Source organism: Moritella sp. JT01 (genome assembly GCF_001574435.1).
Lineage (GTDB): Bacteria > Pseudomonadota > Gammaproteobacteria > Enterobacterales > Moritellaceae > Moritella.
Map to the genome: position 1 here is coordinate 300,799 of NZ_LOCN01000007.1, position 13,194 is coordinate 313,992.

Below are 13,194 nucleotides of genomic sequence, written 5' to 3' on the forward strand. Positions count from 1 at the left end.
CCAATTTAATTCAACAAGGTAAACGGTCAGCGACCACTGATAGCAACGCTATTGACAACTTAGTTTATTATGCCGATTTACCCACAGATAGAGTCACTAATCTTTCGTCGTTATAGATCACAACTGAATAATCAGCATTCATACCTAGTTTTTCTAGAATTTTAATCGATGGGATATTTTCTTTTACAGCCACGCCATATATTTTCATATGTTGACCTAAAGCAAAAGTATACTCTAAAACAGATTTTGCGGCTTCATACGCATAACCTTTACCTTGGGCATTTTGCTTAAACCCAAATCTAATATCACTGTATTCAAAATTAGGAGAAACCTCTATTCCCGCATAGCCAAGCTTAACGTTTGGATTATGCTTTAGGTATACAACAAATGAACCAAAACCTTGCTTCCAATGCTCGACTCTTTTCACCACATGCTGGAGAATTTCTTCATCATTGTAGGGTTCACCTTTTGGAAGATATAGACTCATAAGCGGGCAAGTCATTATGTCTTTATAGAGATCAAAATCTGCTATTGTGACGGGTTTTAATATCAACCTTTCTGTTTCAATCATATCGCTATCCAAGCCTCAAACGTTCAAGTAACTGATGGCGCTTAATCTCTAAACTTAGTACGCCTTTGTTTCTGTCTACTTCCTTAAATCCCAGCGAAAAATACTGATATTTCGCCACGTTATTTTCGAAGACACAACATGACAGTTGGGAGTCGTGGTCAACATAATCCTGCTCTGTTGTAAGTACGGCTTTTAACAAACGAAATCCACACAAACCATTTTGATATTCTCGAGATATTTGAAGTGAGTGAATAGTTTGGTTGTTTGTTGACACATCATAAGCAATAAACCCTATAACATGACATCCAGATTCAGCAACTAATACCGTCTTAGACATGTAATGCTTAATAATCGACTCTCTATTCCAATCGAGTCCCAATGCTTGTTGCATTGAGAACATGTTTGCTTCTATCAGTTGGTAGATATGATCCCAATCCACACTAGAAACTTGTCTTATTTTCACCACCAACTACACCCTACTCATCTTTATGACTACTGTTCTTGTCATTCAAATCCAAGAACTTTAATGCCAGTGCTAAGAGCAAAATCGAAATAGGTAAAATCAATATTTCCCAGCTTAAGTCATTCAAGTTAATTAAGATCATTTCTAAAAACTTAACAAACAAAATAATCACGATCACTTCGCCCAAGATATTCTTTAAATGGCCAATGTCTGGGGTTTTGATCCAGCTTAATACGGTTGGAATATTGTTTAGTTTTTTATCCGTGATGAATAACGTGAATACACCATGCGCAAAGATGAATAGTACCAAGGCAATCAAGAAGGTATCTAAACCTTTAATCAAGTAAGCGGTGGCAATATCCGCGGAATCAAGATGGGCTAATGTTTCGTCTGGAATATAGCCAAACGCAACGGCAGTAAAGGCATAATACGTTTTGATTGCCCCCACGACAAACAATAACAAAGAACCAAATAATGAGCAGATAATTGCTATCCAACTTATAAATCTGAAGATAAAGAATATATCCTTCATTCTTTTAACACTGTGGTTTTTCATTTTTACTCCGATTCTTGGTTATTACTATTTCATGTGTCTAAACAGCGAACTATCGCGTTAATAGCGGGCAATATATAGCGTTTTTCGTTCTTGAACAAGATTAATTAACCCAGTGAAGTATAGATGATATTAGTCTCGAAGACTGTTACAGCTGAGTAATAGTAATTTACTATTTTTAGGGATTATCAATAACTAAGACATAGATATAATGCTGCCATCAGATTTAGTTACACAGAATGGTAAAGCATATTATGTTAAGAATTGTTGTTGTAGGTGGTGGCGCAGCTGGCCTTGAATTAGTGACCCGGTTAGGCCGTAATAAACGCCACGAAGTCATGCTCGTTGAGCCGTCTTCACATCACTTCTGGAAGCCTCGCCTACATGAAATCGCGGCGGGTACCTTTGATGCAGAGTTGGATGCAGTGAGTTATTTCCAACATGCCGAATGTAATGGTTATACCCACATTCAAGATGCGATGACAGGATTAGACCGCGACAGCAAAATCATCCGTTTACGTGGTATGAATAGTGGTCCAACGAAACTGCAATACGATTACTTAGTCATGGCTGTTGGTGCGATCAGTAATGATTTTAAAACACCGGGTGTGAGTGAACATTGTTTGTTTTTAGATTCATCAGGGCAAGCAGAACTGGCTTGGCAACAAATCAAACAACAACTAAAAGCCACAGGTACACGTCGTATATCTATTGTTGGTGCTGGCGCAACAGGCGTAGAACTCGCCGCCGAACTTGCGAAGGTAAGCAGTAAATTACAGCGTTATAGACAAGCATCAGAATTTGAAATTACCTTAGTCGAAGCAGCAGACCGTGTGTTACCCAATAGTCCAGAGTGTATGTCAGAAAAGGTGCAGGAAGCACTTAAGCAACAAGGCATCACCATTCGCACTGAAACGCGTGTACAACGTGCTGAAGCAGGCAAATTAATCACATCGGAAAACGAAGTAATTCCAGCTGATCTACAGATATGGGCAGCAGGTATTAAATGTGCTGAATGGTTAACCAAGCTCGACGGATTAGAGACAAACCGTTTAAACCAATTAATCGTTAATCCAACCCTACAGTCTAGCCTTGATGACGGTATTTTTGTGATAGGTGATAATGCGCAGTGTACGCAACCTGACGGTAGTTTTGTGCCACCGCGTGCGCAAGCAGCTAACCAAGCAGCGACACATTTAGCAAAACAGTTTAATCGAATGCTAAAAGACAAACCATTACAGCCGTTTATCTATAACGATGGTGGTATGGTTATCGCTGTCGGACACGACAATGCCGTTGGCGCTTTAATGAATAATAGGCTCGTATTGAAAGGACGTTTAATCCGACATTTATACGATACGATATTTCGTTTACACCAACGCGTGCTATTTAGCTGGGGACGCGTAACAGCACTCGTGGTACTAAAACGTATCAAAGCTATACTAAATCCCTATTATAAAAGCTTTTAACTTAAATCGGATGCAGCTGGTTCTGGTAATACCGGCTCTGAACTGTCCATATATGTTAAGTACTGTGACCAAAGTTCATGAGTGCGTTGTTGAGTAAGTTTAGTTCGACAGCTTAACGTCATCACTACGCGCATCGAACCATCTCTGAACATAGTAAATACCGAATCACACTGTGATTTACTGTACGACTGCCACGCCGATTGTGCGATACTGATCGACTCGACAACATTCGTGTCAGCGGTATATTGCGCAATACTTTTCTCGAGATATCGCTGCATTTCAGCTTCTGCTTTATCTAATTTTACTTTAGCGCAGTAATTAATTTCTAACATATTAAACGCTTTATCGCAGTTCACTGACGTTGCCATCGTTGCAAAACTGCAGACACTTATCAATAAGAATGTAATTACCTTTACCATTATAAAACCAACCTCGACGTAAATAGGCTGACAATATAACGGTATCTGAACATTAATCCAATTATTCTATTAACTGGTTTGATTAGTTTGGCGTTCTAGACTAAATGTTATTCATCAAAATGCTGATTAACCGTTATCGGCAGGAATGCGAACCCAACCTTCCATTAAGATTCGAGCACTGCGGCTCATACTGGCTTTAGTTACGGTCCACTCACCATTAACTTCGGTTGCTTGTGCACCAACGCGTAATGTTCCCGATGGATGACCGAAATTCACCGAGTCACGCGTACCACCGCCCGCAACCAAATTAACCAATGTCCCCGGAACAGCTGCAGCAGCACCAATTGCAACAGCCGCAGTCCCCATCATCGCGTGATGAAGTTTACCCATAGACAAGGCGCGCACCAATAGATCAATATCACTCGCGACGACTTGCTTATTACTTGAAGACACATAATCGGCCGATTTAGCGACAAACGCGACCTTAGGTGTATGTTGACGTTGCGCTGCTTCTGCGATGTTTGATATCAATCCCATCTGCACAGCGCCATAAGCTCGGATCGTTTCAAACATAGTTAACGCTTCAGCATCGTTATTAATGGCATCTTGCAGTTCTGTGCCTGCGTAACCAACATCTTCGGCATTGATAAAGATGGTAGGAATTCCCGCATTAATCATTGTCGCTTTTAACTGTCCACCAGCCACAACAGACTCGGGTACAATCAAATCATCAATCAGATTACCGGTAGGAAACATAGATCCTTCCCCATCGGCAGGATCCATAAATTCAACGGGTATTTCTGCCGCAGGAAAGGTAACACCATCAAGTTCAAAATCACCCGTTTCCTGCACTAGACCATTGCGAATAGGCACATAGGCGATAATCGTTTTAGCAATATTAGCCTGCCAAATACGCACTACCGCCACACCATTTTGTGGAATACGACTGGCATCAACCAAACCACAGTTAATCGCAAAAGAGCCGACTGCAGCGGATAGATTTCCACAGTTACCACTCCAATCCACAAACGGTTTATCAATCGATACCTGCCCAAACAGGTAATCAACATCGTGATCGGCTTTATCGGTTGCAGACACGATCACGGTCTTACTGGTACTCGACGTTGCTCCGCCCATACCATCTGTTTGTTTACCGTAGGGATCGGGACTACCAATCACCCGCAGCAACAACGCATCACGCGCAGCCCCGGGTATTTGCGCCGCGTCAGGCAAATCGAGGAGGTTAAAGAATACCCCTTTACTGGTGCCGCCGCGCATATAAGTAGCGGGGATCCTAAGCTGTGGTAAATATCCCATGTTATTTTTCACCATAGATAACTAGGCCTCACTCGATTCAAGAAAATCCTGTGCAAAACGCTGCAATACACCACCAGCCGCATAGATAGACACTTCTTCCGCGGTATCTAAACGACAAGTCACGGGTACTTCTATTCTTTCACCATTTTTACGGGTAATGATTAGCGTTAGGGCAGATCCTGGTGTAGGTTCACCGATAACATCAAAGGTTTCACTGCCATCAATAGCATATGTTTTACGGTTTTCACCGGTTTTAAACTCCAGCGGCAACACGCCCATACCAACAAGATTAGTACGGTGAATACGTTCAAAACCTTCTGCAACAATCGCTTCTACACCCGCTAAACGAACGCCTTTCGCCGCCCAATCGCGTGAAGAACCTTGGCCATAATCGGCACCTGCGACAATAATAAGTGGTTGCTTACGATCCATGTAGGTTTCAATCGCTTCCCACATGCGCATTACGTTCCCTTCTGGCTCAACACGCGCTAATGATCCCTGCTTAACTTGGCCGTTTTCTAACACCATTTCATTATTTAGTTTCGGGTTAGCAAAGGTCGCACGTTGTGCAGTTAAGTGATCACCACGATGGGTAGCATATGAGTTAAAGTCAACTTCCGGTAAACCCATCTTATCTAAATAGGCACCTGCCGCACTATCAAGCATGATGGCGTTAGAAGGTGATAAATGATCAGTCGTGATATTGTCACCCAATACCGCTAGAGGACGCATGCCTTTAAGGCTACGCTCACCTGCTAAAGCACCTTCCCAATAAGGCGGTCGGCGAATGTAGGTACTCATTTCACGCCAGTCATACAGCGGATCAATTTTCTCACCGTACTCAACACTACACTCGATATCCTTGCTAAACATCGGGTTGTAAACTTGACGAAATTGTTCTGGTTTCACACTTGCCTTAAGTACTGCATCAATCTCTTCATCGCTCGGCCAAATGTCTTTTAGTGTGATTGCATTACCGGCTTTATCTAAACCAAGTGTGTCACGTTCTATATCAAAACGGATAGTACCTGCAATCGCATACGCAACCACTAACGGTGGCGAGGCAATAAAGGCTTCATTGGCGTGTGGATGAATACGACCATCAAAGTTACGGTTACCTGATAACACGGCAGTCGCATACAAGTCGCGATCTAAAATCTCTTGCTGAATCACAGGATCAAGCGCCCCACTCATACCATTACAAGATGTACAGGCAAATGCCACAATACCAAAACCAAGTTGCTCTAACTCAGGTAATAAATCGGCTTCTTGTAGATAGAGTTTCACTGCTTTTGAACCCGGCGCTAATGAGGTTTTAACCCAAGGTTTACGGGTTAATCCAAGCTTATTGGCGTTACGAGCAATCAAACCTGCGGCAATCATATTGCGCGGATTACTGGTATTGGTACAACTGGTGATAGCAGCAATGATCACTGCACCGTCTGGCATTTTACCCGGTACATTTTCAACCTTGCCACTGATACCTCGTTTGGCTAGTTCAGAGGTAGGTACACGGTTATGTGGGTTTGATGGTCCGGCAATATTACGGCAAACAGTCGACAAATCGAATGTAAGTACACGTTCATATTCAACGTTTGCTAAGTCATCAGCCCATAGACCCGTTTCTTTGGCGTAGGTTTCCACCAGCTTAACTTGATCGTCTTCACGACCCGTTAATTTAAGGTAATCAATGGTCTGATCATCAATTGAGAACAATGCAGCGGTCGCACCATATTCAGGTGTCATATTCGAAATGGTGGCACGATCACCTAAGGTAAGATGCGCGACACCCACTCCATAAAATTCTAAATAACTGGATACGACTTTCTGTGCGCGTAAAAATTCAGTCAGCGCAAGTACCGTATCTGTCGCTGTGATGCCCGCGGGTGGCTTACCCGTTAATTCAACACCAATGATCTCTGGTAGACGCATGTATGACGCACGGCCTAACATCACGCTTTCAGCTTCTAGCCCGCCCACACCAATTGCTATCACACCCAAGGCATCAACCATCGGCGTATGACTGTCTGTACCCACTAAGGTATCAGGAAACGCCACACCATGAAGGGATTGGATCACCGGAGACATACGTTCCAAGTTAATTTGATGCAAGATACCGTTACCTGGCGGGATCACATCGATATTCTTAAAGGCTGTTTTCGTCCAGTTAATAAAGTGGAAACGGTCATCGTTACGACGGTCTTCAATCGCACGGTTTTTTTCAAATGCATCAGGGTCAAAACCTGCATGTTCAACAGCCAATGAATGGTCAACAATCAGTTGAGTTGGTACTACAGGGTTAACCTTGGATGGATCGCCGCCTTTCGCCGCGATCGCATCACGTAAACCCGCTAAATCAACTAATGCAGTTTGTCCTAAAATATCATGACAAACAACACGCGCAGGAAACCAAGGAAAATCAAGGTCGCGTTTACGTTCAATTAACTGCTTTAACGAATCTTCTAATATTGCGGGGTCACAGCGACGCACTAAGTTTTCTGCAAATACGCGTGAAGTATACGGCAAAGTGGCATACGCACCGGGTTGGATTGAATCAACTGCAGAACGGGTATCAAAATAATCGAGCTCACTGCCCGGTAACGGTTTACGATAGTTAATGTTCATAACTTAATCCATTAAATAAATGGGGCTTGAGATAAAGCACAAATAATAGGCTTTACTCCACCCTCTTTTAATCAAAACTAACATTGTGATCTGCTCCTATTCATCAATAATGAAAACAAGTAGATCATTCAATACAGTATTATTTACTCATTCTTTATGAATACTTTAATAACGGTAATTTATCTGTCTGCGATTGGTGTTACGACTCTTGGCTCTGCACCAATATAATCTGCACTTGGACGAATAATACGGTTATTACTACGCTGTTCCATCACGTGTGCAGCCCAACCCGTTAAACGCGAACAGACAAAGATTGGGGTAAATAATTTAGTCGGGATGCCCATGAAATGATAAGCAGAGGCATGAAAGAAATCGGCATTACAGAACAGTTTTTTGCTATCCCACATAAACTCTTCACATGCCACCGAAATATCGTATAACGAAGTATCACCGTGTTCGTGAGCCAATTTTTCTGACCATTTTTTAATGATCACATTACGCGGATCGGAAGTGCGGTAAATCGCATGACCAAAGCCCATAATTTTTTCTTTACGTGCAAGCATGCCTGCCATCTGAATTTTAGCGTCTGCAGGTGAAGTAAACGTCTGGATCATGTCCATTGCCGCTTCATTTGCACCACCATGTAATGGCCCGCGTAATGTACCAATCGCACCCGTTACACACGAGAACATATCCGATAATGTTGATGCACACACACGCGCAGTAAAGGTTGATGCATTAAATTCATGCTCGGAATAAAGGATCAGCGATACATCCATCACTCGACGATGCTGTTCTGACGGTGTTTCACCACGCAATAATTTAAGGAAGTGACCAGCCAACGATGCTTCATCAGTAGTACAGTCAATTTCCACACCATCATGAGAATAACGATACCAGTAACACATGATTGCTGGGAATGCAGCCAGTAGACGATTTGCCGCTTTGTTTTGTACGGAAAAGTCTGTCTCAGGTTCGATGTTACCTAAGAATGAACAACCCGTTCGCATGACGTCCATTGGATGCGCGTCTGCAGGAATGTGCTGTAATACTTCTTTAAGCGACTGGGGTAAATCACGTAGGGTATTCAATTCAGCTTTGTATGTATCCAACTGATCAAGTGTCGGTAATTCACCGTTAAAGAGTAAGTAAGCAACCTCTTCAAATGTAGCGTGCTCGGCTAGATCTGCTATGTCATAGCCGCAATACGTTAAGCCACTACCTGATTTACCAACCGTACATAATTTTGTTTCACCTGCACTTTGACCACGTAAGCCAGCGCCTGATAATTTTTTATCTGTCATAATTATTCCTTTAATTATTATTTTAATTAATTTCAAACAGTTAATTTCAAACGGTTAATAGCAACTCTACATACTCAACTGTCCTTGATTACAGTTGGCTCACATTGCAACATCCTGTTTACTACTATTCGCTTGATGATTTAATTTCTATATCTGTAATGTCTATATTTATGTATATCGTTTTATCTCTAATGTAAGTAATTTTAGTCGATTATCACGTGGACTATTTATTCCTTCGATTTTTATTTATTCTTTCCTTCGGCTCTTTATTTATTCTTACCTTCAGAGAACAGATTATCTAGCTTTTGTTCATAATCGTGATAACCGAGATAATCATATAAATCCATACGCGTTTGCATATTATCAACGACGGCTTTTTGGTCACCGTCAGCCAGCAAGGTTTTATAAACCTGTTCCGCCGCTTTATTCATCGCGCGGAATGCGGATAATGGATACAGCACCATGGCGCAGCCCCACTCTCCTAGTTGCTCTTTATTCCATAATTCGGTTTGCCCAAACTCAGTGATATTAGCCAAAATAGGCACATCTAACGCTTCCGAGAATGCGCGGTAATGTGCTTCAGTTTTCACTGCTTCAGCAAAAATACCATCAGCACCCGCTTCAACATATGCTTGCGCTCTGGCAATCGCGGCTTCCAAACCTTCTTGTGCGAATGAATCGGTACGCGCCATAATGAAAAAATCAGCATCAGTACGCGCATCAACCGCCGCTTTAATACGGTCAACCATCTCTTCTGTCGACACAATTTCTTTATTGGGACGATGACCACAACGTTTTTGTGCTACTTGATCTTCAATATGAACAGCTGCCGCGCCAGCTTTTTCCATATCGCGAATAGTTTTAGCAATGTTAAATGCACCGCCCCAGCCCGTATCAATATCGACCAACAAAGGTAAACTCGATGCGGCAGTAATGCGCTGTACATCGGCTATCACATCATTTAATGAGGTCATGCCTAAATCAGGTAAGCCGTAAGACGCATTCGCCACACCACCACCAGACAGATAAATGGCCTGATGACCCAGTTGCTCAGCCATCATCGCGCAATAAGCATTAATGGTGCCAACAACTTGCAATGGTTTATTATTGGTCAGTGCTAAACGGAATTTAGCGCCAGGGGATAAACGTTGAGACGAGGATGGTTCTGTAGACATATTATTTCTCTCCTTGAACGGGTACGGTTTATTGTTCTTACAGTTGCAGTGCAATTTTACTTTCAATGTTTTTACGTGAAGCTGCGATATGACGGCGCATTAACATTTCAGCTAATTCACCATCTCTATCGCTAATCGCTTCAATAATTTGGGCGTGTTCTGAAAAAGCGCGGCTGGCTCTGGGACTGTGCATACCAAACTGGCAGCGGTACATGCGAACTAAATGATAGAGCTGACCACATATCAAATGAATGAGTTGAGCATTATGACTGCCCAAAATGACTTTATAATGAAAGTCTAAATCACCTTCTTCTTGATAATAAGCGACACCATCTTTCAACGCTTGTACCGAAGCATGTTGATTAAGCATGGCTTTCATGTCGACAATTTCATCATCAGTCATGTTTTCTGCCGCTTGTCTGCATGCCATGCCTTCTAACGCTTCACGTACAAAGTAAAGATCGAGTAGGCCTTGAGTTGTGCACTGCACTACACGTGAACCGACATTCGCTTTACGCTCAATTAAATGGCATTTTTCTAATCGGTTTAATGCTTCACGAAGGGTAGAGCGACTAACTTGATAGCGCTTTGCGAGCTCGGGTTCACTGATCTTACTACCTGCAAGTATTTCACCATCTACAATGGCACGCTGCATTAGCTCAAAAACTTTATCGGCTGTGGTCACAGCGACTATTTTTGTTGGATCGTCTAAAGGCATAAGATTGTCGACAATGTTTGAATTTAATTCAATACTATTGATTTTTTACATATTGTCAACATACCAGCAACAAAGAGGTCGATTTATAAGTTTATAACCAACGGCGAACCTGTGATAGGTACAACGTAAATTCAGCGCCAAATATTGTGGTTAGCGCTCTCTCCTCTGGAATAATTTGGTACTTATTCATATAAAAAACAAAGCCCACTATGCCTAAAACAGTCCAAGGTGAGGATAAGTAAACGCCCCAGGAAAGCAAAAATAAAGCAAAACCAACATACATAGGATTTCTAGATATTCTGTAAATTCCAGAACTCACTAATGATGATGCAGTTTCTGGCTTTAATGGATTAACTGTCGTAGCCGCCTTTTTAAAAGACACCACACCTGCGACACAAAAGAAACTACCCAATGCAACGATTAGCAAGGATAAGGGTAACCGCAGTGTTAAACTAAATGTCAGACTTGGAACAATAAGTGATACTCCCCACATAAGTACGGCAAATGATAAAGTAATAACAGGTGGTGGAATCTTGTTTTCAAGTATCGACATCGTATAACTCCAAATAACTTAAATGATTGTTATAGAATACGTTATTTTGTCTTCTTGAAAATAACTCAATATCATAATTTTGTGAACTGGACAGTTATTCAACCTGATCTATACTAGACAATGAAGAGCGTTTTTTTCTACCAATAGACCTTAGAGGTGAGGTAGAGACAGCAGCCATGTCAGTTTCTGGGCTTAAAACGTGGTCAACGAGAAATAAGCAGAACCCTGTAATAGCTAACTCTCGACGCGCTTTTCACACTTTTTTCATCACAGATAAAACCGCTTATTGGGCGGTTTTATACTTTATAACTTTTTATTTTTCTGATATTTAACGCTAAATTTGCTAAACTAACCCATAACAAATAAATACACCAATATAGAACAGGACTGTTCTAACTGAGGACTAATGAGTATTAATAGGGATAAATACAGTATTGATAATACTGATTATACTGTTGGACAAGATAACGTCCAAAAATGGGGGTTTGACGTACATAACCCTGTCTTTGGTATTAGTGCATCGTTAATTGGCCTATTCTTGGTCGCTATCTTATTAGTAGAACCTGAAACATCGAAATCATTCCTAGATGGTATTAAATGGCAAATAATCGCCACTTTTGATAGCTTATTCATGTGGTCAGCAAATATTTTCGTCATTTTTTGCCTCGCATTAATTGTCTCGCCATACGGTAAAATCCGTTTAGGTGGCGATGATGCCAAACCTGATTATACCCGGATGTCATGGTTAGCTATGTTATTTGCTGCCGGTATGGGTATCGGTCTTATGTTTTGGGGGGTTGCAGAGCCCGTTTCTTATTATACAGGCTCGTATCACACGCCTCTCAATGTGACAGCTTACACACCTGAAGCAGCTCAGCTTGCATTAGGCGCAACGATGTTCCACTGGGGCTTGCACCCATGGGCAATCTACGGTGTCGTCGCATTAGCACTGGCTTTCTTTGCTTACAATAAAGGCCTGCCACTTTCAATGCGCTCTGTGTTTTACCCAATACTAGGGGATCGAACTTGGGGCTGGGCTGGTCACATTGTCGATATTCTTGCGGTAATAGCGACCTTGTTTGGTCTTGCTACATCACTTGGTTTAGGTGCACAACAAGCCGCGAGTGGTTTCCATCACGTGTTCGGTATTGCTGATAGCCTGGGTTTACAGATCACCATTATCATTGTTGTCACACTGATTGCGGTTGGTTCTGTGGTACGTGGTATTGATGGCGGCGTAAAAGTAATTAGTAATATCAATATGCTACTTGCCATTGTGCTACTTGTTTTTGTTGCTTTAGTTACTCTGGCTGTTTCTATGGGCACCATCCCAATGACAATCATGGGTTATGTTGAGAATATCATTCCACTAAGCAACCCTATGGGCCGAGCTGATGAGGCATGGATGCACGGCTGGACAGTATTCTATTGGGCATGGTGGATTTCATGGTCACCATTCGTTGGTATGTTCATTGCGCGTATTTCACGTGGCCGTACTATTCGTGAATTCCTTATTGCGGTATTACTTGTTCCAACCACTGTGACTATCTTATGGATGTCTGTATTTGGTGGTGTAGCCATTGATCAAATCGTGAATAATATTGGTACTTTAGGCAGTGAAGGGTTAACAGAAGTACCTTTAGCTATGTTCCAAATGTTTGATGCTTTACCTTTGGGTAATTTTTTATCAATACTTGCGATCATACTGGTATTAGTTTTCTTTATTACTTCTTCTGATTCAGGCTCTTTGGTTATCGACAGCATTACTGCGGGCGGTAAAGTTGATGCACCGATTCCACAGCGTGTGTTCTGGGCATTAATTGAAGGTGCAATTGCTGCAGCTCTCCTTTGGGTTGGTGGTACACAAGCAATTGAAGCGCTACAAGCTGGTGCGATTTCAACAGCCCTCCCCTTCACTATTATCTTATTAGTGATGTGTGTGAGCTTAATTATGGGTTTGAGAACAGAGCAACGTAAGCGCTAAGCTGACTTGACATAACAAACTGATGACATTGAACTTTTAGTTT

12 protein-coding genes are annotated in these 13,194 nt (G+C 42.0%); 2 read left to right on the forward strand and 10 right to left on the reverse strand.

The window, feature by feature from the left end:
* Positions 1-67: 67 nt before the first annotated feature.
* The 3 genes from AKG98_RS08005 to AKG98_RS08015 are packed head-to-tail and all read right to left on the reverse strand — an operon-like array spanning position 68 to position 1,590.
* A complete protein-coding gene (locus AKG98_RS08005) occupies positions 68-571 on the reverse strand; it encodes a GNAT family N-acetyltransferase (RefSeq protein ID WP_067043923.1) in 504 nt (167 codons plus the stop codon).
* 4 nt (positions 572-575) lie between these two features.
* Positions 576-1,034, reverse strand: coding sequence for a GNAT family N-acetyltransferase (locus AKG98_RS08010; RefSeq protein ID WP_067045125.1), 459 nt, complete (start codon positions 1,032-1,034; stop codon positions 576-578).
* Between the two features lie 13 nt (positions 1,035-1,047).
* Complete coding sequence (locus AKG98_RS08015; RefSeq protein WP_067043926.1) at positions 1,048-1,590, reverse strand: YqhA family protein; 543 nt, start codon at positions 1,588-1,590, stop codon at positions 1,048-1,050.
* Between the two features lie 251 nt (positions 1,591-1,841).
* Between AKG98_RS08015 and AKG98_RS08020 the strand changes: the two genes are divergently transcribed.
* Positions 1,842-3,056: an NAD(P)/FAD-dependent oxidoreductase gene (locus AKG98_RS08020; RefSeq protein ID WP_067043930.1), complete on the forward strand. Its 1,215-nt coding sequence runs from the start codon at positions 1,842-1,844 to the stop codon at positions 3,054-3,056.
* On the opposite strand, the gene AKG98_RS08025 is transcribed toward AKG98_RS08020, so the two are convergent.
* The 7 genes from AKG98_RS08025 to AKG98_RS08055 form a co-directional block, all read right to left on the reverse strand.
* Complete coding sequence (locus AKG98_RS08025; protein ID WP_067043932.1) at positions 3,053-3,475, reverse strand: lysozyme inhibitor LprI family protein; 423 nt, start codon at positions 3,473-3,475, stop codon at positions 3,053-3,055. The two genes, AKG98_RS08020 and AKG98_RS08025, sit on opposite strands and share 4 nt — an antisense overlap.
* 126 nt (positions 3,476-3,601) lie before the next feature.
* Entirely contained in the window at positions 3,602-4,792 is a 1,191-nt protein-coding gene (gene prpF / locus AKG98_RS08030; RefSeq protein WP_083543914.1) for a 2-methylaconitate cis-trans isomerase PrpF, read from the reverse strand.
* A 21-nt stretch (positions 4,793-4,813) separates the two neighbouring features.
* Positions 4,814-7,417: a Fe/S-dependent 2-methylisocitrate dehydratase AcnD gene (gene acnD, locus AKG98_RS08035; RefSeq protein ID WP_067043938.1), complete on the reverse strand. Its 2,604-nt coding sequence runs from the start codon at positions 7,415-7,417 to the stop codon at positions 4,814-4,816.
* Positions 7,418-7,596: 179 nt separating this feature from the next.
* Positions 7,597-8,721 (reverse strand): 2-methylcitrate synthase, encoded by a 1,125-nt coding sequence (prpC, locus tag AKG98_RS08040; RefSeq protein ID WP_067043941.1) that lies wholly within the window; start codon positions 8,719-8,721, stop codon positions 7,597-7,599.
* A gap of 266 nt (positions 8,722-8,987) precedes the next feature.
* A complete protein-coding gene (gene prpB, locus AKG98_RS08045) occupies positions 8,988-9,896 on the reverse strand; it encodes a methylisocitrate lyase (RefSeq protein ID WP_067043944.1) in 909 nt (302 codons plus the stop codon).
* A 37-nt stretch (positions 9,897-9,933) separates the two neighbouring features.
* A complete protein-coding gene (locus AKG98_RS08050) occupies positions 9,934-10,614 on the reverse strand; it encodes a GntR family transcriptional regulator (RefSeq protein ID WP_067043946.1) in 681 nt (226 codons plus the stop codon).
* Between the two features lie 91 nt (positions 10,615-10,705).
* Positions 10,706-11,167 (reverse strand): isoprenylcysteine carboxylmethyltransferase family protein, encoded by a 462-nt coding sequence (locus tag AKG98_RS08055; RefSeq protein WP_067043949.1) that lies wholly within the window; start codon positions 11,165-11,167, stop codon positions 10,706-10,708.
* Positions 11,168-11,573: 406 nt separating this feature from the next.
* On the opposite strand from AKG98_RS08055, the gene AKG98_RS08060 reads away from it, so the two are divergent.
* Positions 11,574-13,151, forward strand: a complete 1,578-nt coding sequence (locus AKG98_RS08060) for a BCCT family transporter (protein WP_067043952.1) — start codon at positions 11,574-11,576, stop codon at positions 13,149-13,151.
* Positions 13,152-13,194 lie beyond the last annotated feature (43 nt).